This window comes from Streptomyces sp. S.PB5 (assembly GCF_030403745.1).
Classification (GTDB): Bacteria; Actinomycetota; Actinomycetes; order Streptomycetales; family Streptomycetaceae; genus Streptomyces.
Window position 1 is genome coordinate 285,207 of record NZ_JAQMWP010000003.1, and the last position, 26,856, is coordinate 312,062.

Annotated in this window: 24 protein-coding genes; 15 read left to right on the forward strand and 9 right to left on the reverse strand. The window is 71.2% G+C overall.

The features are described from left to right. Nucleotides 1–12 precede the first annotated feature (12 nt). Nucleotides 13–1,488: a cytochrome P450 gene (locus tag PH203_RS10120; RefSeq protein WP_289918801.1), complete on the forward strand. Its 1,476-nt coding sequence runs from the start codon at nucleotides 13–15 to the stop codon at nucleotides 1,486–1,488. On the opposite strand, the gene PH203_RS10125 is transcribed toward PH203_RS10120, so the two are convergent. Further along, nucleotides 1,482–2,429, reverse strand: coding sequence for an RluA family pseudouridine synthase (locus PH203_RS10125; protein WP_289918803.1), 948 nt, complete (start codon nucleotides 2,427–2,429; stop codon nucleotides 1,482–1,484). The two genes, PH203_RS10120 and PH203_RS10125, sit on opposite strands and share 7 nt — an antisense overlap. 59 nt (nucleotides 2,430–2,488) lie before the next feature. Here PH203_RS10125 and PH203_RS10130 point away from each other — a divergent pair, with 59 nt between their 5' ends. After that, the gene (locus PH203_RS10130) at nucleotides 2,489–3,070 is read left to right on the forward strand and encodes a GNAT family N-acetyltransferase (RefSeq protein WP_289918805.1); all 582 of its coding nucleotides are present in this window, start codon (nucleotides 2,489–2,491) and stop codon (nucleotides 3,068–3,070) included. Nucleotides 3,071–3,221: 151 nt separating this feature from the next. Here PH203_RS10130 and PH203_RS10135 read toward each other — a convergent pair whose 3' ends face one another. Then, nucleotides 3,222–4,757 carry an amino acid permease gene (locus tag PH203_RS10135; RefSeq protein ID WP_289918808.1) on the reverse strand — a complete coding sequence of 512 codons (1,536 nt, stop codon included), beginning with the start codon at nucleotides 4,755–4,757 and terminating at the stop codon, nucleotides 3,222–3,224. 177 nt (nucleotides 4,758–4,934) lie between these two features. After that, the gene (locus PH203_RS10140; RefSeq protein WP_289919435.1) at nucleotides 4,935–5,873 is read right to left on the reverse strand and encodes an alpha/beta fold hydrolase; all 939 of its coding nucleotides are present in this window, start codon (nucleotides 5,871–5,873) and stop codon (nucleotides 4,935–4,937) included. A 200-nt stretch (nucleotides 5,874–6,073) separates the two neighbouring features. Between PH203_RS10140 and PH203_RS10145 the strand changes: the two genes are divergently transcribed. From PH203_RS10145 to PH203_RS10160, 4 genes are all read left to right on the forward strand, one after another. Next, nucleotides 6,074–6,670, forward strand: coding sequence for a TetR/AcrR family transcriptional regulator (locus PH203_RS10145; RefSeq protein WP_289918811.1), 597 nt, complete (start codon nucleotides 6,074–6,076; stop codon nucleotides 6,668–6,670). Between the two features lie 133 nt (nucleotides 6,671–6,803). Further along, the gene (locus tag PH203_RS10150; protein WP_289918813.1) at nucleotides 6,804–7,400 is read left to right on the forward strand and encodes a PadR family transcriptional regulator; all 597 of its coding nucleotides are present in this window, start codon (nucleotides 6,804–6,806) and stop codon (nucleotides 7,398–7,400) included. 189 nt (nucleotides 7,401–7,589) lie between these two features. After that, complete coding sequence (locus PH203_RS10155) at nucleotides 7,590–8,624, forward strand: ATP-binding cassette domain-containing protein (protein WP_289919436.1); 1,035 nt, start codon at nucleotides 7,590–7,592, stop codon at nucleotides 8,622–8,624. Beyond that, the gene (locus PH203_RS10160; protein ID WP_289918815.1) at nucleotides 8,621–9,397 is read left to right on the forward strand and encodes an ABC transporter permease; all 777 of its coding nucleotides are present in this window, start codon (nucleotides 8,621–8,623) and stop codon (nucleotides 9,395–9,397) included. Before PH203_RS10155 ends, PH203_RS10160 begins: the two co-directional genes overlap by 4 nt. Nucleotides 9,398–9,483: 86 nt before the next feature. Here PH203_RS10160 and PH203_RS10165 read toward each other — a convergent pair whose 3' ends face one another. Together PH203_RS10165 and PH203_RS10170 are read right to left on the reverse strand one after the other, a co-directional pair. Further along, complete coding sequence (locus tag PH203_RS10165) at nucleotides 9,484–10,326, reverse strand: siderophore-interacting protein (protein WP_289918819.1); 843 nt, start codon at nucleotides 10,324–10,326, stop codon at nucleotides 9,484–9,486. A 148-nt stretch (nucleotides 10,327–10,474) separates the two neighbouring features. Beyond that, complete coding sequence (locus PH203_RS10170) at nucleotides 10,475–11,419, reverse strand: 5'-3' exonuclease (RefSeq protein WP_289918821.1); 945 nt, start codon at nucleotides 11,417–11,419, stop codon at nucleotides 10,475–10,477. A gap of 153 nt (nucleotides 11,420–11,572) precedes the next feature. Between PH203_RS10170 and PH203_RS10175 the strand changes: the two genes are divergently transcribed. The 4 genes from PH203_RS10175 (at nucleotide 11,573) to PH203_RS10190 (ending at nucleotide 16,832) form a co-directional block, all read left to right on the forward strand. Continuing rightward, nucleotides 11,573–12,628, forward strand: coding sequence for a glycine betaine/L-proline ABC transporter ATP-binding protein (locus PH203_RS10175; RefSeq protein WP_289918822.1), 1,056 nt, complete (start codon nucleotides 11,573–11,575; stop codon nucleotides 12,626–12,628). Next, entirely contained in the window at nucleotides 12,621–15,227 is a 2,607-nt protein-coding gene (locus tag PH203_RS10180) for an ABC transporter permease/substrate binding protein (protein WP_289918827.1), read from the forward strand. Before PH203_RS10175 ends, PH203_RS10180 begins: the two co-directional genes overlap by 8 nt. A 305-nt stretch (nucleotides 15,228–15,532) precedes the next feature. Then, entirely contained in the window at nucleotides 15,533–16,102 is a 570-nt protein-coding gene (locus PH203_RS10185) for an XRE family transcriptional regulator (protein WP_289918829.1), read from the forward strand. A 10-nt stretch (nucleotides 16,103–16,112) separates the two neighbouring features. Continuing rightward, nucleotides 16,113–16,832: a helical backbone metal receptor gene (locus PH203_RS10190; protein ID WP_289918830.1), complete on the forward strand. Its 720-nt coding sequence runs from the start codon at nucleotides 16,113–16,115 to the stop codon at nucleotides 16,830–16,832. Here PH203_RS10190 and PH203_RS10195 read toward each other — a convergent pair. Beyond that, nucleotides 16,780–17,919 (reverse strand): TDT family transporter, encoded by a 1,140-nt coding sequence (locus PH203_RS10195; RefSeq protein WP_289918832.1) that lies wholly within the window; start codon nucleotides 17,917–17,919, stop codon nucleotides 16,780–16,782. The genes PH203_RS10190 and PH203_RS10195 overlap by 53 nt on opposite strands. 70 nt (nucleotides 17,920–17,989) lie before the next feature. Here PH203_RS10195 and PH203_RS10200 point away from each other — a divergent pair, with 70 nt between their 5' ends. Then, complete coding sequence (locus tag PH203_RS10200; protein ID WP_289918836.1) at nucleotides 17,990–18,919, forward strand: LysR family transcriptional regulator; 930 nt, start codon at nucleotides 17,990–17,992, stop codon at nucleotides 18,917–18,919. Between the two features lie 49 nt (nucleotides 18,920–18,968). On the opposite strand, the gene PH203_RS10205 is transcribed toward PH203_RS10200, so the two are convergent. After that, entirely contained in the window at nucleotides 18,969–19,655 is a 687-nt protein-coding gene (locus PH203_RS10205; protein WP_289918837.1) for a gamma-glutamyl-gamma-aminobutyrate hydrolase family protein, read from the reverse strand. 82 nt (nucleotides 19,656–19,737) lie between these two features. Next, a complete protein-coding gene (locus tag PH203_RS10210) occupies nucleotides 19,738–20,472 on the reverse strand; it encodes an FCD domain-containing protein (RefSeq protein ID WP_289918839.1) in 735 nt (244 codons plus the stop codon). Between the two features lie 120 nt (nucleotides 20,473–20,592). Here PH203_RS10210 and PH203_RS10215 point away from each other — a divergent pair, with 120 nt between their 5' ends. From PH203_RS10215 to PH203_RS10230, 4 genes are read left to right on the forward strand one after another with little or no spacing between them, the layout of a single operon-like run. After that, nucleotides 20,593–21,951, forward strand: coding sequence for a glutamine synthetase family protein (locus PH203_RS10215; RefSeq protein WP_289918841.1), 1,359 nt, complete (start codon nucleotides 20,593–20,595; stop codon nucleotides 21,949–21,951). A gap of 8 nt (nucleotides 21,952–21,959) precedes the next feature. Next, on the forward strand, nucleotides 21,960–23,348 hold the full coding sequence (locus tag PH203_RS10220; RefSeq protein ID WP_289918842.1) for an aldehyde dehydrogenase family protein: 1,389 nt from the start codon (nucleotides 21,960–21,962) through the stop codon (nucleotides 23,346–23,348). After that, nucleotides 23,345–24,145 (forward strand): 3-oxoacyl-ACP reductase, encoded by an 801-nt coding sequence (locus tag PH203_RS10225; protein ID WP_289918845.1) that lies wholly within the window; start codon nucleotides 23,345–23,347, stop codon nucleotides 24,143–24,145. Before PH203_RS10220 ends, PH203_RS10225 begins: the two co-directional genes overlap by 4 nt. Nucleotides 24,146–24,172: 27 nt before the next feature. After that, a complete protein-coding gene (locus tag PH203_RS10230) occupies nucleotides 24,173–25,129 on the forward strand; it encodes a DUF2510 domain-containing protein (protein ID WP_289919438.1) in 957 nt (318 codons plus the stop codon). A gap of 22 nt (nucleotides 25,130–25,151) precedes the next feature. On the opposite strand, the gene PH203_RS10235 is transcribed toward PH203_RS10230, so the two are convergent. Further along, on the reverse strand, nucleotides 25,152–26,354 hold the full coding sequence (locus tag PH203_RS10235; protein WP_289918847.1) for an amino acid deaminase/aldolase: 1,203 nt from the start codon (nucleotides 26,352–26,354) through the stop codon (nucleotides 25,152–25,154). Nucleotides 26,355–26,856 lie beyond the last annotated feature (502 nt).

Genomic DNA, 26,856 nt, shown 5'->3' on the forward strand with positions numbered 1-26,856 from the left:
GGAGCGACCCCAGTGACGCCTGAATCCCACTCCCTGACCGGTGCGGACCCCACGACCGGCCCGCCCCCCGGCTGCCCCGCCCACGGCCGCGGCCCCGGCGGACTGCACCGGCTGTACGGCCCCGAGGCGGAGGACCTCGAAGGCCTCTACGAGCAACTCCGCGAGGAACACGGCCCGGTGGCGCCCGTGCTCCTCCACGACGACGTGCCGATGTGGATCGTGCTCGGCCACGCCGAGAACCTCCACATGGTCGGCACGCCCTCGCACTTCTGCCGGGACAGCCGCATCTGGACCCCGCAGATCGAGGGCATGGTCAAGCCCGACCACCCGATGATGCCGCACATCGCCTGGGCCCCCATCTGCTCCTACGCCGAGGGCGACGAGCACCTGCGCCTGCGCGGCGCCGTCACGGGCGCCATGTCGACGATCAACTACCGCTCGATCCGCCGCCACATCAACCGCTACACCCAGCGCCTGGCCAACGAGTTCTGCGAAGTGGGCGAGGCCGATCTGATCGGCCAGTTCGCCGAGCACCTGCCCATGGCCATCATGTGCGAGATCTTCGGCATGCCGGAGGAGTACAACGACCGGCTCGTCCAGGCCACCCGCGACCTGCTCAAGGGCACCGAGACCGCCAACGCCAGCCAGGCGTACGTCATGGGCGTCCTCCAGGGCCTCGCCGCCCGTCGCCGCAAGCAGCCCGACGACGACTTCGCCAGCCACCTCGTCCTGCACCCGGCGAACCTCACCGACGAGGAGGTCACCACCCACCTCTGGCTCGTCCTCATGGCGGCCTACGAGGCGACGGTCAACCTCATCGGCAACGTCCTGCGCGCCGTACTGACCAACCCCGGCTTCCGCGCCCAGCTCAACGGCGGTCAGATGACGGTCCCGCAGGCGGTCGAGCAGTCCCTGTGGGACGAGCCGCCGTTCAGCACCGTCTTCGCCTACTACGCCAAGCAGGACACCGAGTTGGGCGGCCAGCGCATCCGCAAGGGTGACGGTCTCCTCTTCGGCATCGCACCGGGCAACGTCGACCCGCGCGTGCGCCCCGACCTCCAAGCCAACATGCAGGGCAACCGCTCGCACCTCGCCTTCGGCGGCGGCCCCCACGAATGCCCCGGCCAGGACATCGCCCGTGGTATCGCCGACACCGGTGTGGACGCACTGCTGATGCGGTTGCCCGACGTCCAGCTCGACTGCGACGAGGACGAGTTGGAGTGGCGGCAGTCGATCTCCTCACGCCACCTCGTGGAACTGCCGGTCCGGTTCGCGCCCAAGCCGCAGCAGGACATCATGCAGAAGCCGGCCCATGCCCCCGTGCCGGAGCAGCGGCCGAGCTGGCAGGTCGGCACGGCCCAGCCGCAGCCCGCGGCCGCCGAACCGCAGCCGGCGCCCGCCGCCCCGCCGCAGTCCGTGCCCGCGCCCGAACCGGCCCGCCCGATGGGTGCCTGGCGCCGCTTCCTGCGCTGGTGGCGCGGTTACTGACCGGCCCGGTCGCCGAGGCCGGCCCAGGCCTCCAGCACCCGAGCGCTCCGGAACCGGTGCGCCACACCCGTGACCGGATCGGTGAACTCCAGCGCCCGCGCCAGCAGTTGGAGCGGTCGCCGGAACTCGCCGGCCGGCACGGGGGCGGCGACGACCGGATAGAGCGGATCGCCGAGGATGGGCACGCCGAGGGCGTTCATGTGGACGCGCAGCTGATGCGTCCGGCCGGTGGCCGGGGTCAGCCGGTACAGGCCCAACTCATCGCGCCGGTCCACGAGTTCGACCCGGCTGACGGCATTCGGCTCGCCCTCGACCTCATAGGCGGCCAGCACCCCGCGGTCCTTCACGATCCGGCTCCGCACGGTCCGGGGAAGAGCGAGAGCCGGGTCGTACGGCGCGACGGCCTCGTACACCTTCCGCACCTGCCGGTCCCGGAACAGCGTCTGGTACGCACCCCGCTCCTCGGGCCGTACGGTGAACAGCACCAGCCCCGCGGTGAGCCGGTCGAGCCGGTGCGCGGCGCCGAGCTCCGGGACGCCGAGCTCTCTGCGCAGCCGGGCGAGGGCGGTCTCGGTGATGTGGCTGCCGCGGGGGGTCGTGGCGAGGAAGTGCGGTTTGTCCACGACGACGATGTGCTCGTCGCGGTGCACGATCTCCAGAGGGAACGGCACGGGCACCTCGTACGGCAGCTCCCGGTGGAACCACACGTACATGCCCGGCACGTACGAGGCGTCCGGCGCCACGGGCTCGCCGTCCGCGCCGACGACCAGCCCCCGGCTGAACATCCCCTCGACGACTCCGGCGCCCGCGCCACTGAGCCGCTCCACCAGATGCTCCCGCACGGTGGCCCAGCCGCCCTCGCCGGGCAGGCGCACACGCATCGGGTCCACCCCGTCGCGCTGGGGGAGCGGGGAGGGCGGGGGAGCGGTACGGCGTGTCATCGGGATCAAGGGTAAAACGCGTTGAGCGGGGCTTCGCCCGCTTGGCAGGATGCCGATCCATGCCCTTCCTCACAGACCCGGTCCTCTCCCCGGGCGCCCTGTCCCACGCCCCGCAGCCCGTGATCCCGACCGGCGACGGCCTGCTGCTGCGCCCCTGGCGGGCCGAGGACGCCCCAGCGGTGCACGCCGTCTTCCAGGATCCCGTCATGCACCAGTGGCACGCCCGCAGCGCCGACTCCGTTGCCGAGGTGGGCGAGTGGATCGAGGGCTGGCTGAAGGACTGGGCCGAGGAGCGGACCGCTCAGTGGGCCGTCGTCGACGCGGACACCGACCGGCTGGCGGGCCGCGTCGGGCTTCGTGAGCTGCGGCTGGACGAGGGCCGCGCGGAGACGGCGTACTGGACGGCGCCCGAGGCCCGGGGCCAGGGCGTCGCGGCCCGCGCCACCACCGCCCTGACCCGCTGGGCCCTCGACGACATCGGCTTCCACCGCCTCGAACTGTGGCACGCCGTCGGCAACGAGGCCTCGTGCCGCGTGGCCGCCAAGACCGGTTACGCCCTGGAGGGCACCCTGCGCAGCGCGGTCCTCCACCCGGACGGCTGGCACGACATGCACCTCCACGCGCGCGTGCAGGGCGACTGACCTGAGCGGATCGGGCGAGGCCGACTGCGGTTCGGCAGCGCTCTGAAGCGGCGCGGGGCTGTATCTGCCAGCAGCCCCGCTGCCGTGCGCGACCAGCCACGACGGCGGCGCAGCCGACCGACAACCCCTCGCCGCCCTTCCGGCGGAGCGCTCAGGCGGCGGCCGCCGGTACGGCCGACCTGCGCCCGGAGTACGCCCGCCAGCCCACGCCCAGCACCAGCGTCGCCCCGAGGAACAGGACGGTGAACCACTGGAAGTACCAGTGGCCGCCCGCCGGGTCGTACACCTCCGCCCTCGGCCAGGCCAGGTTGACCGTCATGAACAGGCCGTAGAGGAGGGCGAGGGCGTTGACCGGGATGCCCCAGCGGCCCAGGGAGAAGAGCTTGGCGCCGGTCTCGTCCGTGCCCTCCGAGGTGAACTCGCCGCGGATCCTGCGGACCAGGAGCGGGCCCGTGACCATCGCGTACGCGAGGTAGAGCATGACGATGCAGGTCGTGCCGATGGCCAGGAACGCCTCGGGGGAGGCGAAGTTGAGCAGGAGCAGGGCCGCCGCCAGGACGCCCACCACCAGGGCGGGGGCGTTGGGCATGCCCGTGCGGGGGTGGACCCGGGCCAGCCGGGCGGAGAAGGGGAGCTGGGTGTCGCGGGCCATCGAGAACAGCATGCGGCAGGCCGCGGTCTGGATGGCCAGGGTCGCCACCGCGATCGCCACCACCACGTCCGCCAGGAGCAGCTTGCCCACGCCGTCGCCCAGGCTGCTGGTGAGGACGTAGCTCAGCCCGTCCACCGCCAGGCGGCCGTCCGTCAGGCTGGGCGCCGCCAGCAGGCCGCCCAGGACGATCAGGCCCCCGAGGAGGCCCGCCGCCCCCAGCGCGGTCAGGATCGTGCGGGGTGCGGTGCGGCGGGGATCGCGGGTCTCCTCGCTCATCTCGCCCGCGCTGTCGAAACCGATCATCACGTACGCCGCCGTGAACGAACCCACCAACAGGGCGCCGAGCAGGCCGGACTGGGCGGCGCCCTCGGTGTGGAAGGTGATGCTCGGTGTGCGCTCGGAGTGGGTCAGGAGCAGGACGACGATCAGCACCGCGCCGATGATCTCGGCCGTCACCCCGACCCGGTTGATCACGGACATCACCCGGTTGTCGAGCACGTTCACGAGCGTCGTCAGGATCAGTAGGAACACGCCCAGGAGCGCCGCGTTGGCCGCGCCGTCCGCCGAGGTCGGCGCCGGGTCCGTGCCGATGAGCTGGAAGCCCGACCAGATCGCCGGCAGCACCATCTGCAGCGCCAGTGCCGCCGCCGCGACCACCACGACCTGCCCGATCACCATGATCCAGCCCGCGAACCAGCCGAAGGTGAGGTTCGACAGACGGGACGACCACTGGTAGATCGCGCCGGAGAGGGGATAGCGCGCCGCCAGCTCCGCGAAGCAGGCCGCCACCATCAGCTGCCCGAGCAGCACCGCAGGCCAGGTCCAGAAGAAGACGGGGCCGCCGAACGCGTATCCGAAGGCGAAGAACTGGAAGACGGTCGTCAGGACGGAGATGAAGGAGAACCCGGCCGCGAACGAGGCGTACCGGCCCAGGCTGCGGTGGAGTTCCTGGCGATAGCCGAACTCGGCGAGGGAGCGCTCGGCGGGGGAGTGCGGTGGATCGGGGCGGAGTTCGGAGGGGCTGGTCGTCGTCACGGCGGCACCTGCCTTCGGCGGCATGAGGGCGGAAGAGCGGGACAGCGGTGCGGGCGCTGAATTCCTGTCGGGCGACAGAAATTAGGGAGGCCCTGTTTCGCCCGCATGACGCGGCCATGTCCGGGGCGGTCCTAACTCCTCACGCTCCCGGGTGACCTCTTCCGTCCGCCCGGTGACCTACTTGGATTCGAGCCGTCCGACCTGGTCGGGGCCGGTCGTCAGGGCCTCGCACTCGGTCCGCCAGGCGACGAGGGCGCCGGAGTCGAGCTGGGTGTGGAGGTACGCCGCGCTGATGCGGGCGAGGGCGGCGACCAGCTGCGGGTTCTCGTCGGTGGTCTCGGCGGCGTCGTATCCGGCGATCCCGCCGAGCCCGTGCTCCGCCCCGAACAGCGTGAGCAGGGTCTTCGGGCCCGGGGCGAGGGTGTAGGCGTCGGCGTGCCAGTCCGGTCCCATGTCCGTGAAGTGCGGGGCGTCGTCCTTGTCGCCGACCACGACCAGCGCGGGCGCGGTCATCGTGGAGAAGTCGACGGCCCCGATGATCGGCCACTGCGCTGCCATGGGCCCGTTGTAGACGTCGCCGCCCCTGCCGGGCGCGGCGAGCAGCACGCCCGCCTTGATCCGGGGCTCGACGAGGTGCACCACCTTTCCGGTGCCGGGGTCGGTGATCCCGGCGCCCAGCAGGAGGGCGGCGGTGAAGCCGCCCAGCGAGTGTCCGGCGAGGGCGACCTTGCCGGCGTCGATCCGACCGGCCAGCTGCGGCACGGTGCGCTCGATCACGTCGAGCCGGTCGAGGATGTGCGACATGTCCTCGGCGCGGGAGCGCCAGAAGTCGGGGGCGCCGGGCGCGTCGGCGACCAGGTGGCTCAGCGTCCTGGAGGTGAGGTGGGTGGGCTGGATGACGACGAAGCCGTGTGCCGCCCAGAGGTTGGCGAGCGGCGCGTAGCCGTTGAGCGAGGAGAGGTTGTTCGAGGGGCCGTGGCCGTGCGAGAGCAGGATGACCGGGAGGCCGGTTCCTGTCGCGGGTGCGGTGACCCGCACCTGGAGATCCACGGGGCGTCCGGGCACGGAGAGGGTCACGGGGCTGAAGGAGAGGACCGGGGTGGAGGTGCTCACGATGGGGGTTCCCTTTCGGATGCGGGGATGCGGGATCTGAGGTGCGAGATACGGGGTGCGGGATGCGGGCAGGTCGGCGCGAGGGCGCAACGGCAGACGCGTCCCACTTCGGCTAACCTGAAGCGGAACACTGCTCCATTTAGTATTCGGAGCGCTGCTCCGTTTTGTCAATCGGTGTTGGACCGGCGTGGAAAGAGAACGTGATGACCAGCGATCGCTCCGCGGGGCAGTCCGCGCCCCGAGGCAAGCGGGCCGACGCCCAGCGCAACCGGCAGACGGTTCTCGATGCCGCCGCCGAGATCTTCGTGACCGGTGGCGTGGACGCGCCGATCCGTCAGATCGCGGCCCGGGCGGGCGTCGGGATGGCCACGATCTACCGCCACTTCCCGACCCGGGCGGACCTCGTCACCGCCGTCTACCGCCACCAGATCGAGGCGTGCGCCGAGGCCGGCCCGGCCCTGCTGGCCGACGCCGACACCCCGTTCGACGCGCTGCGCCGGTGGATCGACCTCTTCGTGGACTTCCTCGTCACCAAGCACGGACTCGCCGACGCTCTGCAGTCCGAGCGTGAGCGCTTCGCCGCGCTGCACGACTACTTCCTCGACCGGCTGCTGCCCGTCTGCGCCCGACTGCTCGACGCCGCGGTCGAGTCCGGCGACATCAGGCCCGGCGTGCAGCCCTACGAGCTGATGCGCGGCATCGGCAACCTCTGCGTCGGCCACGAGAGCGACCCCCGCTATGACCCCCGGCGCCTGATCGCCCTTCTCCTGGCGGGGCTTCGACGGTCCGACGCGCCCTGACGCGCCCTTGGGCCACCCCGCGCCCCACCCCTTGCCTCATCCGCCTAAACACGATACATCGTGTCTATTGACGAGTCTTCGATGGTCGCGATATGTTCGGCTACGGATATTCGGAAGCGAGGTGAATCGGACCATGCCCCCGCAGCGCCGCAAGCTCCGCAACCCCTTGGCGCTCGCCGTGCTGGCGACCCTGTGGCAGAAGCCGATGCACCCCTACGAGATCGCCCAGACCCTGCGCCGCCAGGGCAAGGACACCAGTACGAAGATCAATTACGGCTCGCTCTACACGGTCGTCCAGAGCCTGGAGAAGCACGGCTTCGTCGAGGTCACCGACGTGGAGCGACAGGGCAACCGCCCCGAGCGGACGGTCTACGGCATCACCGCGGCCGGCCGCCAGGAGACCACCGAGTGGATGTCGGACCTGGTCGCCACCCCGACCAAGGAGTACCCGATCTTCGAGACCGCGCTCTCGCTGCTCGGCGTACTGCACCCGGACGACGTGGTGCGGCTGCTGGAGGAGCGGCTCAGCACCCTGGAGGTCCATGTCGCCAGGGACCGGGGCGCGCTCGACAAGCTCTACGAGAGCGTGCCCCGGCTCTTCCTGGTGGAGATGGAGTACCAGCTCCACATGGCCGAGGCGGAGACCGAGTGGGTCCGCGGCTTTCTCGACGAGGTCAAGAAGGGCGCACTGCCCGGAATCGAGGAGTGGAAGGCGTTCCACGAACCGTGATCTGACGAAGAACAGGCCCCGGCACGGCTGTTGCAGCAGCCCGCCGGGGCCTCGAACCCCGAGCTGAATCCGCCGAGAGGCACATCCAGGCGATCGAGGTGCGGCACACCCAGGATAGCCCGGTGCTCCTCAAGCGGATCAGCTGTCATCCGCTCACTCAGGAGAGCACCTGTCATGAACGCCCGTGTCATGAACACCCGCGCGCCCGCAGTCGAGGCGCGGCAACTGATCAAGACCTACCCCGGCGGGGTCACCGCCCTCAACGGCATGGACATCACCGTCGAACCCGGCACCGTCTTCGGCCTGCTCGGCCCCAACGGCGCCGGCAAGTCCACCACCGTCAAGATCCTCACCACCCTGGCCCGCCCCGACTCGGGCACGGCGACGGTGGCCGGCCACGACGCGCTGCGGCACCCGGACCGGGTGCGCCGTGCGATCGGCGTGGTCGCCCAGAACTCCGGCGCCGATCCCGGCGCCACCGGCCGTGAGAACCTCCGGCTCCAGGGCAGGCTCTACGGCCTCAAGGGCGCCGCCCTCGACGACCGGGTCACCGAACTCCTCGGCCGCTTCACCCTCGCCGACGCCGCCGACCGCCGGGTCAAGGGCTACTCCGGCGGCATGCGGCGCCGCCTCGACGTCGCCCTCGGCCTGGTGCACCGCCCCGAGGTGCTCTTCCTGGACGAGCCCACCACCGGCCTCGACCCCGAGGCCCGCAGCGCGATGTGGGACGAGATCGGCCGGCTCGCGGGGGAGGAGGGGCTGACCATCCTGCTCACCACGCACTATCTGGAAGAGGCCGACCGGCTCGCCGAACGCGTCGCCATCGTCGACCGCGGCCGGGTCGTCGTCGAGGGCACCCCGGACTCCCTCAAGGGCGAACTCCGCGGCGACGCCGTCCACATGGAACTCCGCGCCACCGTCGGCGAAGCCGGTCGTACGCTGCTGAAGGGCGCCCTCGGCGGACTGCCGGGCGTGCACGAGGTGCTGGTCGACGGGCACCGGGTCAGCGTCCGCGCCGACGACGGGGCGGCGGCGATGCCCGCCCTGCTGGGGGCACTTGAGCGTGCCGGGGTCGGCGTCGCCGCCGCGACCGTCGCCCGGCCCTCGCTCGACGACGTGTACCTGCGGTACACCGGCCGCCGTTACTCGGAGGCCGAGGAAGCCGGGCGGGCCCCGGAGGCCGACGCGGCCGCCGACCTGGCCCTCGCGGGAGGTGCCCGATGAGTGCCGCCGTCACCCAGACCTGGTACATGACGCAACGTCAACTCATGGTGTTCGTACGGCAGCCCGCCTACGCGATCATCACTCTCATCCAGCCGGTGATCTGGCTGTTCCTGTTCGGCAGCCTGTTCCGCGAGGTCGTCGAACTCGGCGGCTTCGGCACCACCTCGTACCTCGACTATCTGGTCCCCGGCGTGGTCGTGATGAGTGCGCTGAGCTCCAACATGTGGGCCGGGATGACCACGCTCGACGAGATCCAGCGCGGGACCCTGGACCGGTTCCTGACGACCCCGGTCAGCAGGGCCGCGCTGATGAACGGCAATGTCGTCAACAACGGCCTGGTCACCGCCGCGCAGTCGGTCGTCATCGTGCTGCTCGGGCTGCTGGGCGGGGCGGACTACCCCGGCGGGATCGCGGGGGTCGCGGTGCTGGTCCTCGCCTCGGTCCTGCTCGGCACCGTCTTCGGGGCGCTCTCCAACGCGCTGGGGATGCTGGTGCGGGAGCGTGAGTCGATCATCGGCATCAACACCTTCCTGCTGCTGCCGCTGACGTTCCTGTCCTCCGCCTTCATGGCGCCGAGCCAGATGCCGTCCTGGATGCGGCACATCGCCGACTTCAACCCGCTGAACTGGGCGATGGTGGCCGGTCGCTCGGCACTGTCCGAGAACCCGGACTGGGGTGCGGTGCTGGGGCGCGGCGGGGCGCTGCTGGCGCTCGCGGTGGCGGCGGTGTGGCTGTCGATACGGACGTTCAGGTCGTATCAGCGGTCGGTGTAGCAGGAAAGTCGGTGCAGCGGGAAAGGCGAAGGAGGGCGCCCCGGCGCCCTCCCGAAACCGCTAACGGCTAACCGCTGACCGCCGGGCTACGCCGCCGGCGTGCCCTCCTGCTCGCTCTCGATGCGCGCGTTCCACTCCCGCTTGGAGGCCTGCCAGCCGTCCTCGTTGTGGCCGAGCCGCCAGTAGCCGGAGATCGACAGATCCTCGCGCGGGATCTCGCGCTCGACCCGCAGCAGGTGCCGCAGCTCCTTCACGAAGTGCGCCTCGCCGTGGACGAAGGCATGCACCCGCCCCTCGGGAAAGTCCAGCGCCCGCACGGCCTCGGTCAGCGCCTCGCCGACCGGTCGGTCCCCGCGGTGCAGCCAGCCGACCTCCACATCGGAGTCGATCTTCTGCTCCTCCTCGGGGCCGGCCACCTCGACGAAGGCGTACGCCGTGACACCCTCGGGCAGCGCCTCCAGGGAACGGGCGATGGCGGGCAGCGCGCTCTCGTCACCGACGAGCAGATGCCAGTCGGCGGCGGCATCGGGGGCGTAGGCGCCGCCCGGGCCCATGAAGCGGACGGTCTCGCCCGGCTGTACCCGCATCGCCCACGGGCCGGCGAGGCCCTCGTCACCGTGGATCACGAAGTCGAGGGTCATCTCGGAGTGCTCGGCATCCCAGTGGCGGACCGTGTAGGTCCGGGTCACCGGCCACTGCTCGCGCGGGAACTCCTCGCGGATCCGCTCCATGTCGAAGGGCTCGGGATAGACGGCACCCCCCGCCGGGAACAGCAGCTTCACGTAATGGTCGGTGCAGGTGTCCGCCGCGAACTCGGCGAGCCCGTCGCCACCGAGCACCACCCGCTGCATGTGCGGGGTCAGTCGCTCGGTGCGGACGACCTGAGCGGAATGCGGCTTCCGCGGCTTACGTGCCGGTCGTTCTGCCATGACGGCCTCCCTGCTCCCATGCTTAGGCTTACCTAAGTTAGCATCTCCCCCCTGCTCAACACCCCTTGTCCGAGGCCAAGATTAAGCCAAGGACAGGAGTGCCATCGCCCTCAGGTGAGAAGCTGATTCGCCCAGCGGAGAAGATGATTTACGGCGCCAGGGTCGTCAGCAGTCGCTTGAGCGAGCCGCCCAGGCCCCAACGGGCCCCCAGCTCCTCCACCGCCGCCGGGTCGCGCGGACCGCGCGGCAGGGTCGTGTCGACGTCCGGCAGCGGCACGTCGTCCGCGACCCGCACCACCTTCGGCGCCACCGCGACATACGGCCGCGACTCGTCCAGGCGCTTGCGCTGCGAGGGTGTGAGCTTCGCCTTCGGGTCGTCGACCGCGGCCATGATCCCGGCGAGGTCGCCGAACTCCGCCAGCAGCTTGGCCGCCGTCTTCTCCCCGATGCCGGGCACCCCCGGCAGACCGTCGCTCGGGTCGCCCCGCAGCAGCGCCAGATCCGCGTACCCGCGCCCGTCGACCCCATACTTCTCGCGCAGCCACGCCTCGTCGGTGAGCTGGAGCGTGCCCACGCCCTTGAGGGGGTACAGCACCCGGATGCCGCGGTCGTCGTCCACCAGCTGGTACAGGTCGCGGTCGCCGGTCACGATGTCGACCGGGCCCTTCGCCCGCGCGGTGAACGTGCCGATGACGTCGTCCGCCTCATAGCCGGTGACGCCCACGCGCGCGATGCCGAGCGCGTCGAGGACCGCCTCGATGACCGGTACCTGCGGAGACAGCGTGTCCGGCACCTCCTCCTCGTCCGGCCCCGCCTCATGCTCCTCGGCCACGCGGTGCGCCTTGTAGGAGGGGATGAGGTCGACCCGCCACTGGGGACGCCAGTCGGCGTCCATGCAGGCCACCAGCTCGTCCGGGCGGTGGTCCTTGACCAGGCGGTCGATGAATTCCAGCAGCCCGCGCACGGCGTTCACCGGCGTACCGTCCGGGGCCTTCACGGACTCCGGGACGCCGAAGTAGGCGCGGAAGTAGAGGGAGGCGGTGTCGAGGAGCATCAGTCGTCCGGTCACGTCTCGCATCATGCCGTACGGCACCGACAGTCAGCGGTACGGCGACGCTCCTGGCCGTTGTGAAGCCCGGGCGGTGATCCCACGGACTGGTTGTGAACTGAACCACTCGGGCGTTTGCCCTGGTCGGTCGGGGGCAGGCGCCGCCACTGACCCCCGCCCCCGAGCCAAGAGGTACGCGTGTCAGCCAGCCTGGAAGCCGAACATCTCTACAAGGTGTTCGGCAGACGACCGAGTGAGGCAGTCGAGAGACTGCGCAATGGGGCCGAGCGAGAGGAGCTCCGCGCCGACGGCACCACCGCCGCGGTGGTCGACGCCTCCTTCACCGTGGAGCCCGGCCAGATCTTCGTCGTCATGGGCCTGTCCGGATCGGGGAAGTCCACGCTGCTGCGCATGCTCAACGGCCTCCTGGAGCCCACCGCCGGACACGTCCGCTTCGACGGCCAGGACCTCACCGCCCTCAGCGACCGCGAACTGCGCTCGGTCCGGGCCAGGAAGATCAGCATGGTCTTCCAGCACTTCGCTCTCTTCCCGCACCGCAGCGTCGCCGAGAACGCCGCGTACGGCCTGGAGGTCCAGGGCGTCGCCAAGGCCGAGCGGCTGAAGCGGGCCGCCGAGGCGCTCGAACTGTGCGGCCTGGGGGGCTGGGAGAAGTCCTGGCCCGACGAGCTGTCCGGCGGAATGCAGCAGCGCGTGGGCCTCGCCCGCGCCCTCGCCACCGACGCCGACCTGCTGCTGATGGACGAGTCCTTCAGCGCCCTGGACCCGCTGATCCGCCGCGACATGCAGGACCAGCTCCTGGAGCTCCAGCAGACCCTGAAGAAGACCATCGTCTTCATCACCCACGACCTCAACGAGGCCATGCGGCTGGGCGACCGGATCGCCGTGATGCGCGACGGGCGCATCGTGCAGACCGGCACCGCCGAGGACATCCTCGTCCGGCCCGTCGACGACTACGTCGCCTCCTTCACCCGGGACGTCGACCGGTCCCGGGTGCTCACCGCGTCCGCCGTCATGGACACGGACGTACGCGGCGACGAGGCCGAGTGCGGATGCGCGAGCGGCTGCGAGACCGTGAGCCCCGACACCACGTTCGCCGAACTCTGTGCTGTCAGCGCCCGCCTGACCCACCCCGTCGCCGTCCTCGACGACAAGCGGGAACTCGTCGGGGTGGTCCCCGCGCAACGCCTGATCGGCTTCCTCGGCGAGCAGGACCGGGAGACCGCCCATGCCTAGGATCCCGCTCGGCGACTGGGTCAACGACGCGGTCGACTGGCTGCTCGGCCACATGGCCTGGCTCTTCGACTTCCTCAAGACCGTCTTCACCGGCACCTACGACGGCATCGACGCCGTCCTCCAGGCGCCCCGGCCCCTGCTCCTCGCGGGCATCTTCGCCATCGTCGCCTTCTGGCTGCGCGGCACCACCGCCGGACTCCTCACCTTCGCGGGCTTCGCCTTCATCGACTCCCTCGAACTGTGGGACGACGCGATGGTGACCCTCTCGCTGGTCCTCGTCGCCACGATCATCGCCCTGCTGATCTCCGTGCCCGTCGGCATCTGGGCGGCACGCTCCGACCGGGTCAGCGGACTGGTCCGGCCGGTCCTGGACTTCATGCAGACGCTGCCCGCGATGATCTACCTCATCCCGGCGATCCTCTTCTTCGGCACCGGCGCTTCCGCGGGCATCGTCGCCACCCTGATCTTCGCGCTCGCCCCCGGTGTGCGCATGACCGAGCTGGGCATCCGCCAGGTCGACAAGGAACTGGTCGAGGCGGCCGAGGCGTTCGGCACGACTCCCAGGAACACCCTCCTGCGCGTCCAGCTCCCGCTCGCCCTGCCGACCGTCATGGCGGGCGTCAACCAGGTCATCATGCTCGGCCTGTCCATGGCCGCGATCGCCGGCATGGTCGGCACCGGCGGCCTCGGCGGCCGCGTCAACGAGGCCATCGGCCAGCTCGACGTCGGCCTCGGCTCCGAGGCGGGCATCGCCATCGTGATCCTCGCGATCTACCTCGACCGCATGACGAGCGCCCTGGGCGCCCATGTCTCCCCGCTGGGCCGCCGGGCCGCCGCCAAGGCCCGCGCCGCCCACGGGCTGAAGATCTGGTCGTACCGCCCCCGTCCGCAGGTCGCCGTCATCGGCGTGGTCGTCCTCGCCCTGGTGGCCGGCGGCATGGGCATGTTCGGCGGCAGGACCGACAGCGCCACCCCGGCCGGCGAGAACGTGGGCCAGGGCAAGAAGGTCAGCATCGGCTACATCCCCTGGGACGAGGGCATCGCCTCCACCTTCCTCTGGAAGGAGATCCTGGAGCGGCGCGGCTACGAGGTCGAGGCCGAGCAGCTCGACGCGGGCCCGCTCTACACCTCCCTCGCCTCCGGCAACGTCGACTTCCAGACCGACGCCTGGCTGCCGACCACCCACGCCGAGTACTGGAAGAAGCACGGCGACCGGCTCGACGACCTGGGCTCCTGGTACGGCCCGACCTCGCTGGAGCTGAGCGTCCCGTCGTACATGAAGGACGTCGACTCGCTCGACGACCTCAAGGGCAAGGCGGCCGCCTTCGGCGGGAAGATCACCGGCATCGAGTCCGGCGCCGGAATGATGGGGCTGCTGAAGAGCAAGGTCCTGGGGGAGTACGGCCTCGACAAGGAGTACAAGGTCGTCGACAGCTCCACGCCCGCGATGCTGGCCGAGCTGAAGCGCGCGTACAGCAAGAAGGAGCCGATCGTCGTCACGCTCTGGTCGCCGCACTGGGCGTACAGCGACTACGACCTGAAGAAGCTCAAGGACCCGAAGGGCGCCTGGGGCAAGGGCGACGGTGTGCACACCGTCGCCCGCAAGGGCTTCGCCGAGGACGACCCGGTCGTCGCCGGGTGGCTGAAGGACTTCCGGATGAGCGAGAAACAGCTCACCGGCCTCGAAGCCGAGATCAACAAGGCGGGCAAGGGCAAGCAGCAGGACGCCGTCCGCACCTGGCTGAAGGCCAACCCGGACGTGGTCGACAAGCTGGCCCCGGTCGCCGGCACCGCCACCCCCGCCGAGGCCAGGAACCCGATCGACGTGGCCTGGTTCCCCTGGGACGAGGACATCGCCGTCACCTACCTCTGGAAGAACGTCCTGGAGCGCCGCGGCTACCGGCTCAACCTCAAGCAGATGGACGTGGGCCCGGTCTACACGGGCCTCGCCTCCGGGGACCTGGACCTCAACTTCGACGCCTGGCTGCCGTACGCGCAGGCGAACTACTGGGACAAGAACAAGGACAGACTCGCCGACCTCGGAACCTGGTACGAGCCCACTTCACTGGAGGTCGCGGTTCCCTCGTACGTGAAGGGAGTCAAGTCCTACGAGGACCTCAAGGGCAAGGCCGGCCTCTTCGACGGGAAGATCATCGGTATCGAGCCCGGCACCGGCGAGATGAACCTCCTCAAGAAGAAGGTCCTGCCGGGCTACGGCCTCGACAAGGAGTACGACGTCGTCGACGGCTCCACGCCCGCGATGCTCGCCGAGCTGAAGCGCGCGTACGCCAGGAAACAGCCCGTCGCGGTCGTCCTCTGGTCTCCGCACTGGGCGTACAGCAAGTACGAGCTCACCAAGTTGAAGGACGACAAGAAGCTCTTCGGCGAGGGCAACACCATCCGGACCGTCGCCAACGAGAAGTTCCCCGAGCAGTACCCGCGGCTCACCGAGTGGATCAAGAACTTCCGGATGAGCGAGGACGAGCTCGGCACCCTGGAGGCCGAGATCAACGAGCGTGGGCAGGGCCACGAGGAGGAAGCGGTCGCGGCCTGGCTGAAGGAGCACCCGGACATGGTGGAGCGGATGACACCGCAGTAGCCGGCCGGCCTCCCGGTCGACCGGGCGCCGCAAGGATTTGGACAACCACATACAGCTATGCCGCCCCCTGAGCCTCAGGGGGCGGTCGTGGTCAGCGGGGTTCGTCCTGACAGCGGAAACCCCGAACACGGACGGCGGAGAGCTGATCTACTGGCTGGAGTTGGCGTGATGCCCCATGCGGGGTTTACGGCAATGTGACGGGCGCATGAAACGGTTTGCCGAACATGCGTAGGGTGCAGACAACTCTTCAGAGAGTCCTTGGGAGAGTAGGACCGGACCGACGAGCGAAGGAGGGAGCCGGAGCGATGGGCGACCACAAAGAACAGCCCCTGCGGGTGGGCGCGGCCGTCAGGCGGCGTCGCCGCGCGCTGGAACTCACCCTCGCCGTGGTGGCCGAACGCAGCGGCCTGTCCGTCCCCTTCCTCAGCCAGATCGAGAACGAACGCGCCCGCCCCAGCCAGAGCTCCCTGGAGAAGGTCGCCGACGCCCTGCGCACCACCGCGGTGGAACTCCTCGCCGCCGCCGACCCGGCGTGCAGCGTCGATGTCGTCCGCGCCGACGACCCCGAGCCGCAGTGCCTGCCCCGGGCGCGTTCCCTGGTGCGCGGTCACCATCAGATGCACGCCCAGGAGTTCACCGGCGACCATGACGCGGGCCGTGAGTTCCAGTACCGCAACGACCAGTTGATGTACGTCGCCGACGGCGCGGTGGAGATCGAGGCGGAGGGCCGGGCGTACCGGCTCGGCCGCGGCGACACGCTCTACCTGACCGGCGGGGTGCGCCACCGGTGGCGGGCGACGGTGTCCGACACCCGGGTGGTCGTCGTCGCGGTGGCCGAACACATCGAGGCGGTCCGGGACCGGCCACTGAAGTGAGCGGCGCACGGTGAGGGTGGTCTCACTGGTCCCGTCCCTCACGGAGGCGGTGGCCTGTTCCGTCCCCGAGGTCCTGGCCGGGGCGACGGACTGGTGCACTCACCCGGCCGGCCTGGACGTCACCCGGATCGGCGGCACCAAGAACCCCGACCTCGACCGCGTCCTCGCCCTCACCCCCGACCTCGTGATCGCCAACGAGGAGGAGAACCGCGCACCGGACCTCGCCGCCCTGCGCGAGGCGGGCGTCGAGGTCCTGGTGACGGAGGTACGGGACGTCCCGCAGGCCTTCACGGAACTGTCCCGCGTGCTCACGGCGTGCGGCGCCCGGACCCGCCCGCGCTGGCTGGACGAGGCGGAGTCGGCGTGGCGGGCGCTGCCGGAACCGCCGTACCGGACGACGGCCGTGGTGCCGATCTGGCGCCGCCCCTGGATGGTCCTGGGCCGGGACACCTTCGCGGGTGACGTACTGGCCCGTCTGGGCGTTGACCACGTGTATACGAACCACGCCGAGCGCTACCCGCGCATCCCGGCCGACGAACTGCGCGCGGCCGCCCCCGATGTGGTGATCCTCCCGGACGAGCCGTACCGCTTCACCGCGGACGACGGTCCGGAGGTCTTCCCCGGTCTGCGCTGCGCGTTGGTCAGCGGCAGGCACCTCACCTGGTACGGCCCCTCCCTCACCGAGGCGCCACGGCTGCTGTCCGAGGCCCTGCGAGCAGCGCACCGCTGAGCAGACCGCGCACGGTGTGCAGGGCGGCCGTGCCCCAGGCGGCGGCGAGCACGGCGTACAGCACGACGGCGAGCCCGTCGAGGGCGATCAGCCCCGTGTGCCGGGCCAGCCCCTCCGCCCCGGTGACACAAGTGCCGACGGGGAAGGTGAACGCCCACCAGGTCATCGCGAACCCCATGCCCTCCCGCCGCGCCCGCACGACGTGCGCGGTGGCCAGCGCGAACCACAGCAGCGCGAACCCCATCACGGGAACGCCGTAGAGCACGGCGAGCACGCCGAAGCCACCGCTGTACGGGGTGGGTACGACCCCGGGGGCGACGTCCGCGAACTTGTTGACGGCGGTGGTGGACTGCCCGAGCGGCCCCAGCACCAGGAACAGAGTCGGGGTGAGGGCGAGCGGCAGCGGTCCGCCGGTGATCAGCCGGCCGAAGACCAGCGGCAGCATGAGCAGCGTCGCGAGGAGCGAGACCCCGAACATCGCCACGCACGCGAGCAGCAGCGTCTCCCGCGCCTGTCCGGCCGGAAGGTGGGGCACGAGGAGCGGCCCGAGCGCGGCGGACACCATCGGCGCGACGAGCGGCAGCAGCCACACGGGCGTGGCCTGCGCCGGCTCGATCCGATGGCGTACGGCCATGAGGTACGGCACGGCGACGGCGGCGGCGAGTCCGACGACCGTCCCCGCGGTGAACAGCACGGCGTCGAGAGCGACCGCGGCCTCCGTGCCGATCCAGTCGGAGCCGACGGTGAGGGCACCGCCGCCGACGGCGAGGAGGGCCATGGAGAGGCAGCCGTAGAAGGGCGCCATGGCCGGGTCGAGGAGATGGGCGCGGGCCTGGTCCCGGTGGTGCGTCCAGTGCAGGGCGCGGGCGCCGAGCAGGGTGACGAGGAGGGCCAGGGAGAGCGCCCAGACGCCGGTGAGGACGGGACGCAGACCGGGGACGGAGACCGGAAGGCCGGCTCCGGCGGTGGCGACGACGGCGGTGCCCATGACGGTGGCGTACCAGTTCGGTCCGAGGTGACGGACGCCCATGGCGCGCGGGGGACGTGCGGTGGCACGGGGGAGAAGAGGCTGGGCTGCGGTGACCATGATGAGACGGTCGCGCGATTCCACGCCTCCCACCAGGGACGACGTTTCTATGAGGACATAAACTGGATTTATGAGCAGTGGGCAGGACGATTCTCTTCCGACCTTCGGTGGCACGCTGGCGCACCGCGTCCCGGATCTGGGAGCACTGGAGCTGCTGCTGGCGGTGGCCCGCCTCGGCAGCCTCGGTGCCGCGGCGCGGGAGATCGGCATCACCCAGCCGGCGGCGAGCAGCCGTATCCGCTCGATGGAACGGCAGCTGGGCGTGGCGCTCGTGGACCGCTCGCCGCGGGGCTCCCGTCTCACGGACGCGGGCGCGCTGGTGACGGACTGGGCGCGGCGGATCGTGGAGGCGGCGGAGGCGTTCGACGCGGGGGCACAGGCGCTGCGGGACCGCCGGGACTCCCGGCTCCGGGTGGCGGCGAGCATGACGATCGCGGAGTACCTGCTGCCGGGCTGGCTGCTGGCACTGCGCGCCGGACGGCCGGACACGGCCGTGTCGCTGCTCGCGGGCAACTCGGCCGCGGTGGCCGAGAGGTTGCTCGCGGACGAGGCGGACCTCGGCTTCGTCGAGGGGCTGACGGTACCGACGGGTCTGGACTCGGTGGTGATCGCCCACGACCATCTGATCGTCGTGACGGCTCCGGCGCATGCGTGGGCGCGTCGCCGACGGCCGCTGTCGGCCCAGGAGCTGGCGGTGACGCCGTTGATCCTGCGGGAGAAGGGTTCGGGGACGCGGCAGGTGCTGGACGCCGCGCTGGGCGGTCTGGCCCGTCCGCTGATCGAGCTGTCGTCCACCACGGCGGTCAAGGCGGCGGCGGTGAGCGGTGCGGGCCCGGCGGTGCTGAGCGAACTGGCGGTGGGGGAGGAACTGGCGATGCGGCGCCTGGTGCGGGTGCCGGTGGAGGGGGTTTCCCTGGCGCGGGATCTGCGGGCGGTGTGGCCCACGGGACACCGGCCGGTGGGGCCGGCGCGGGAGCTGTTGTCGCTGACGCGGGGCTAGAACCCTCCCGCCGCCTCAGTCCCCCCGCCGCCCCGGACCCCGGGCCGCCTCAGCCTCCTGCCGCCTTTACCAACGCCCGCACCACCCGCAGATCCTCACCCATCTCCGGATGCCACTGCACCCCCAACACCCAGTGGGCGGTGGGCAGTTCCACCGCCTCCACCGTCCCGTCCGCCGCGTACGCCGACACCACAAGACCGGCGCCGAGCCGGTCCACGGCCTGATGGTGGTACGTCGGTACGGACGCCTCCTCCGGCACGACCCCGGCGTACAACGTCCCCGGCACCGGCTTCACCGCGTGCTGCCCGAAGACGCCGACCACCTCCGCGTGCCCGTCGATGTGCTGGACGAGCGTGCCGCCGAGGGCGACGTTCAGCAGCTGCATGCCCCGGCAGATCCCGAGCAGCGGGATGCCCGCGGCGAGCGCGGCGTCGACGAGGGCGAGCTCCCACGCGTCCCGCTCCCGCGCCGGCGGCCCGGTGCGAGGGTCGCGCTCGGCGCCGTAGTGGACCGGTTCGACGTCCGGGCCGCCCGCGATCACCAGCCCGTCGAGGCGTGCCACGGCCGCGGCCGCCAGCTCGGGCCCGTCCGGCGGCAGCATCGCGGCCAGTCCGCCCGCCCGCTGCACGAGCCGCGGATACCCGGCGGGCAGCAACGCCGCCTCCAGCTCCCACGCGCCCCAGCGCGCCCCGGCCTCCAGATAGGTGCTGATGCCGATCAGCGGCCTGCCCGCCATACGTCCTCCCGCCCCGCAATGGATTTCCCGCATACCTTTGCTGAGCCGAGCCCGGAACGGCAAGAGCACGCCGGTCGCGGGCCTACGCCAGGAACCCCCTCAGCAGCGCCGCCGTGCCCGCGCAGTGCTCCCGCATCATCTCCCGCGCCCCGTCCGCGTCCCCGTCCAGGACCGCCTCCACCAGAGCGCTGTGCTGCCGCTGGGAGTGCTCCAGGTTGCGCACCAGGAGCGGGATGCAGTCCAGCAGGTCGTTCACCGTCGCCCGTACCGCCGCGTACTGCGACGTCAGTGTCGGCGACCCGCACAGCTCGGCCAGCGTCAGATGCAGCAGGGTGTCAAGGCGCCGATAGTCCGCCAGCGGAGCGTCCTGGGTCCGGGCCAGCGCCTCCCGGAGCCGCTCCGCCTGCTCGTCCGTCAGCCCGTGCGCCGCGCACAGACCCGCCGCCCCCACCTCCAGCACCTCGCGGAACCGCAGCACGTCCTCGATGTCGACCGCGGTGATCCGCCGCCGCAGCTCGTCCTCGCCGCCCGCGTCCGCCCGCGGCAGCACGAACGTGCCGCCGTACCGACCGCGCCGCGACTCCACGAGCCCCTGGTCCTGGAGCACCTTCAGCACCTCGCGCAGCGTCACCCGGCTGATCCCGAGCCGCTCCGCCAGCTCGCGTTCGGCGGGCAGCCGCTCACCCCCGGGGACCAGGCCCAGCCGTACGACCTGCAGGATCTGCTCCAGTGCCTCCTCGAAGCCGTTGCCCGCGCGCACCGGCCGCAGCACCGGCGTCAACCGGTCCTCCAGGTCGGCCTCCGGATCCAGCGACATCCCGCCGCACCCCCTTCCCAAGCAATGGTTCTCCGCAATACCTTATGGCTTCCGGCCCGGCCGTAAAACGCGCACACGAAAAGCGCAGACGAAATGCGCAGATGCCGAAGGAGCTCTCCCGTGGCAGACCGCACACCCCCGCTGAGCGTCGAGGACCTGCACGCCCTCGTCGCCGGCGGTGAGATCGACACTGTCGTCCTGGCCTTCCCCGACATGCAAGGCCGGCTCCAGGGCAAGCGGTTCGCCGCCCGCTTCTTCCTCGACGAGGTACTCCACCACGGCACCGAGGGCTGCAACTACCTCCTCGCCGTCGACACCGAGATGAACACCGTCGACGGGTACGCCATGTCCTCCTGGGACCGCGGCTACGGCGACTTCGCCATGCACCCGGACCTCAGCACCCTCCGCCGCGTGCCCTGGAACGCCGGCACCGCCATGCTCATCGCCGACCTCGCCTGGAACGACGGCTCCCCGGTCGTCGCCGCGCCCCGCCAGATCCTCCGCCGCCAGCTGGAGCGGCTCGCCGAACTCGGCTACACCGCCAAGGTCGGCACCGAGCTGGAGTTCATCGTCTTCAAGGACACCTACGAGCAGGCCTGGGACGCGGGCTACCGAGGGCTCACGCCGGCCAACCAGTACAACATCGACTACTCCGTGCTCGGCACCGGCCGTATCGAGCCGCTCCTGCGCCGCATCCGCAACGAGATGGCGGGCGCCGGGCTCACCGTCGAGTCCGCCAAGGGCGAGTGCAACCCCGGCCAGCACGAGATCGCCTTCAAGTACGACGACGCCCTGGTCACCTGCGACCAGCACGCCATCTACAAGACCGGCACCAAGGAGATCGCCGCCCAGGAAGGCGTCTCGATCACCTTCATGGCCAAGTACAACGAACGCGAGGGCAACTCCTGCCACATCCACCTCTCCCTCGCCGACGCGGCCGGCAACAACGTCATGGCCGGCGACGACGGCATGTCGGAGGTCATGCGGCACTTCCTCGCCGGGCAGCTGGCGGCCCTGAGGGACTTCTCCCTCCTCTACGCCCCCAACATCAACTCGTACAAGCGGTTCCAGCCCGGCTCCTTCGCCCCGACCGCCGTCGCCTGGGGTCACGACAACCGCACCTGCGCGCTGCGGGTCGTCGGCCACGGCCGCTCGATGCGCTTCGAGAACCGGCTGCCCGGCGGTGACGTCAACCCGCATCTCGCCGTCGCCGGGCTGGTGGCGGCGGGGCTGTACGGCATCGAGCAGAAGCTGGAACTGCCCGAGGCCTGTCCCGGCAACGCCTACACCGCCGGATACGCGCACGTCCCCACCACCCTCCGCGAGGCCGCCGAGCTCTGGGAGAACAGCCCCATCGCCAAGGCCGCCTTCGGTGACGAGGTCGTCGCCCACTACCGCAACATGGCGCGGGTCGAACTGGACGCCTTCGACGCCGCGGTGACCGACTGGGAGCTGCGCCGCTCCTTCGAACGCATGTGAGGCATCTCTTGTCGCGACACTACGAAATGGACATCCTCAACCCCGCGACGGAGGAGGTGATCGCCACCATCACGGGCGGCGTCGAGCAGGACGTGAACGCCGCCGTCCACCGGGCCGGCCTGGCACAGCGCACATGGGCCGCCGTCGCGCCCGCCGACCGGGCCCGGCTGCTGCGCCGGTTCGCCGTCGTCGTGGACGAACACATCGAGGAACTCGCCCGGTTGGAGGTCCGCGAGGCCGGCCACACCATCGGCAACGCCCGCTGGGAGGCGGGCAACGTCCGTGACCTGCTCGACTACGCGGCCGGGGGAGTGGAGCGCCTGACCGGCCGTCAGATCCCCGTACCCGGTGGCCTCGACGTCACCTTCCTCGAGCCGCTCGGCGTCATCGGCGTGATCGCGCCCTGGAACTTCCCGATGCCCATCGCGGCCTGGGGCACCGCCCCCGCCCTCGCCGCGGGAAACGCCGTCGTCCTCAAGCCCGCCGAGACGACCCCCCTGACCGCGCTCCGCCTCGCCGAACTCGCCCTGGAGGCAGGGCTCCCGGAGAACCTCTTCCAGGTGGTGCCAGGAATCGGTCACATCGCGGGCGACTCCCTCGTACGGCAGCCCGGCGTCGCAAAAATCGTCTTCACGGGCTCCACGCGGACCGGCAAGCGCGTCATGGCCCTCTGCGCCGACCAGGTCAAGCCGGTCACCCTCGAACTCGGCGGCAAGAGCCCGAACATCGTCTTCGCGGACGCCGACCTCAAGACCGCCGTCGACCCCTTCTCCTTCCTCGACAACGCCGGCCAGGACTGCTGCGCCCGCACCCGCATCCTGGTCCAGGAGTCCGTCTACGACGAGGTCCGCGAACTGCTCGCCGACGCGCTGGCCGCCGTCGTCGTGGGCGACCCGGCCGACGAGAAGACCCAGATGGGCCCGCTGATCTCCCGTCAGCAGCTGGACCGCGTACGGTCGTTCGTACCGGACGACGCCCCGGCCCTGCGCGGCAGCGCGCCCGAGGGGCCCGGCTTCTGGTTCCCGCCGACCGTCCTCACCGGGGAGCGGCACGACTCCGAGGCGGCCCGGGAGGAGATCTTCGGCCCGGTCGCCGTGCTCCTGCCGTTCACCGACGAGGAGGACGCCATCCGCCTCGCCAACGACACCCCGTACGGCCTCTCCGGCTCCATCTGGACCCGGGACGTCGGCCGCGCGCTCCGCGTCTCCCAGGGCGTCCGCGCCGGGAACCTGTCCGTCAACTCCCACTCCAGCGTCCGCTATTGGACCCCCTTCGGCGGCTACAAGCAGTCCGGCGTCGGACGCGAGCTCGGCCCGGACGCCCTGGCCGCCTTCACCGAGACCAAGAACGTCTTCATCAGCAACGTCGCCACCAGCACGGAGGGCCCCGCACAGTGACCGCATCCACCGAAGAGACCGAAGAGACCGTCTGCCGTCGCCTCGTCGGCCGTACGGCCGTCATCACCGGCGCCGGCAGCGGCATCGGCCTCGCCGCCGCCCGCCGGCTCGCCTCCGAGGGCGCGCACATCGTCTGCGGCGACATCGACGAGCAGCGCGGCAAGGCGGCCGCCGAGGAGGTCGGCGGGATCTTCGTGAAGGTCGACGTCACCGACGCCGAACAGGTCGAGACGCTGTTCAGGACGGCGTACGACACCTACGGCAGCGTCGACATCGCCTTCAACAACGCGGGCATCTCACCGCCCGACGACGACTCCATCCTGGACACGGGCCTGGAGGCCTGGAAGCGCGTCCAGGAGGTCAACCTCACCTCCGTCTACCTGTGCTGCAAGGCAGCGATCCCCTACATGCGGCGCCAGGGCAAGGGCTCGATCATCAACACGGCGTCCTTCGTGGCCCGGATGGGCGCGGCCACGTCCCAGATCTCGTACACGGCGTCCAAGGGCGGCGTTCTCGCCATGTCCCGTGAACTGGGCGTGCAGTTCGCGAGGGAGGGCATCCGCGTCAACGCCCTCTGCCCGGGCCCGGTCAACACCCCCCTGCTGCAGGAGCTGTTCGCCAAGGACCCCGAGCGCGCCGCCCGCCGCCTCGTCCACATCCCGCTCGGCCGGTTCGCCGAGGCCGAGGAGATCGCCGCCGCCGTCGCCTTCCTGGCCAGCGACGACTCGTCCTTCGTGAACGCCAGCGACTTCCTGGTCGACGGCGGAATCTCCGGGGCTTACGTCACACCGCTGTAGCCCTCGTCCTACAGTGCCGGGATGAGCATGACGCCCCCGCCCGGCTGGTACCGCGACCCCGAGCAGCCCCATCTGGAGCGCTGGTGGGACGGCACCGCCTGGACCGAGCACCGGCGCGAGCCCGCACTTCCGGGCCCGCCGCCGGTGTCGTCACCGGTACCGGCGGTCCCACCGGCGCCCGGGCGGCCGCCCGGCGGGGAGTCCTCGGGGCGCGCGAAGGCCGTCGCCCTGACCACCGCCGGGGCGGTCCTGGTCGCGGCGATCGTCACCGGCGCGCTGGTGCTCCGCGAGGACGACAGCACGGCGGGCAACACGGTCACCACCGAGTCGATCACCCCCACCTTCGCCCCGACGAGCGAACCGCCCTCGCCCACCCCCACCGACTCCGCCGACGAGCCCTCCGCCGACGCCCCGGCCGTCGTCGAGGACCAGCTCAACGGCATCACCCTGCCCCTGCTCACCGGCTGGGTCCGGCCGGAGTTCATCGTCGACGACGACGTCCTGATGAGCACCGAAGGCACCTACAACTGCCCCGGCGACCCGGGCCTGTGCCGGCACGGCCTCGTCATCTCCCGCACGGTGACCGAGAACGCGGAGACCTCCCCCGAGGCGCTCGCCAAGGCGGACATCTCCGACGCCGCCGACGACGCCTACGACCGTGACCTCGTCGGCAAACGGCCCTTCGGCGGCATCGAGTCCCACGAACTCGTGAAGGCGGGGCCGGTCGCGGTGGCAGGCCGCGCGGGCTATTACGTCCGCTGGCGCGTCAAGACCGCGAAAGGCCCCGGCGGTTACGTCCAGTCCCTCGCCTTCCAGTCCAGCGTCGGCACCGAGTCGCCGGTCATCGTCCGCTATGTCTTCGACGCGGGCGAGGACGGGCCGCCGCTCGCCGACATGGACCGCATCACCAAGGGCATCCGGTCCACGGGCGACACGGCGGACTCGGGCGGCGGCGTGGGCAGCAGCGTGGGCCCGACGGACTGACCCGCACTGAACTCGGGCCGGTCTACAGGAAGGTCCGGCCCTCGCCGCGATACGTCGGGACCGTCGCCGTGACGGCGTCCCCCTCGATCAGATGCAGCGTGTCGAACCGCTCGCACAGCTCACCGGCCTTCGCGTGCCGGAACCACACCTTGTCGCCGATGAGCAGATCGTCGGCGGGGGAGCCGAGCAGCGGGGTCTGCACCTCGCCGGGCCCTTCCTGAGGGTCGTACCTGAGCCCTTCGGGCAGATGGGGAACGGGCAACCGGTCCCGCCCGGGAGCACCGGAGGCGGGATAACCACCCCCGAGGACGGTCACCACTCCCACCCCCGGCCGCCGTACGACGGGCTGCGCGAAGAGCGCGGCCGGACGCCCGCTGAAGGACGTGTAGTTGTCGAACAACCGCGGGACATACAGCCCCGACCCCGCCCCGATCTCGGTGACGGCGTCCTCGGCGGCGGTGGTCTGCACACTGCCGGTGCCGCCGCCGTTGACGAACTCCAGGTCGGGCACGACGGCCCGCACGGCACGCACGACCTCGGCGCGCCGCTCGGCCAGTTCGCGGCGGGCGGTGGCCTGCATCAGCCGCACGGCCCGGGACCGGAAGGGATGCCCGGCGACGGAGTCGCCCACACCGGCGATATGACCCTCGTACGCCATGATCCCGACGACCTTGAAGCCGGGCCGGCGGGAGATCGCACGGGCGACGTCGGCGACCTGGGCGGGGGAGTGCAGCGGGGAGCGGCGGGCACCGACGCGGATACGGCCGCCGAGGAGCTTGAGGGCGGTGTCCAACTCCAGGCAGACGCGCACGACTTCACGGCCGCCGTCGCGTGACCGCTCGATCAGGTCGAGCTGCTGGACGTCGTCGACCATCACGGTGACGGCGGCGGCGAGCTTGGGGTCGGAGGTCAGCTCGGCGAAACCGGCTCTGTCGACGGACGGATAGGCGAGCAGGATGTCGTCGAAGCCGGAGCGGGCCAGCCACAGGGACTCGGCGAGCGTGAAGGACATGATGCCCGCGAACCCCTCCCTCGCCAGCACCCGCTCCAGCAGCGTGCGGCAGCGCACGGACTTGCTGGCGACCCGGATCGGCTTGCCCCCGGCCCGGCGGACGAGATCGTCCGCGTTGGCGTCGAAGGCGTCCAGATCGACGATCGCGAGAGGGGCGTCGAGATGGGCGGTGGCCCGGTCGTAACGGGCCCGGTCGGCGGCGCGCGCAGTCATGAACGAAGCCTGCCAGACAGGATTACCGCAGGGTAGGGGGACGATCCGGGCCAATGCCCCGAGCTCATGGACTGGTTCCCGCCCGACCGGGGACAACCCGTAGAGTGACGCGCACGCACGTGAGGCGGCAAAGACCCGGTTCGGGGGATGCCGATCTCATGGTGCGGGTATGCGTGCCCGGGGCACCGAAACGAGCGCCGGGCACGACGACGGACCCGGGCACAAGGGAAACGGGGGGCGCATGAGCACGGAAGCGCGGCACGCCTCCATCCCCCCGCGCCCCACGACCCCGCCCCTCCCCCCGGCTCCCCCCAGAACAACCCCCGACCCGACGGACCCCGCCCCCTCCAACCACGCCTCGGCCACCACCGAGAACCAGACGGACACGACCGCGGCTCCGGCCCCGGACACCCGCCCGACGGCTGAGGCTGGTGGGTCGGTGCCGGGTGCGCGGCCGGCGGCGGATGCTGCGGGCCTCATGCCGGACACCCGGCCGGCGGCA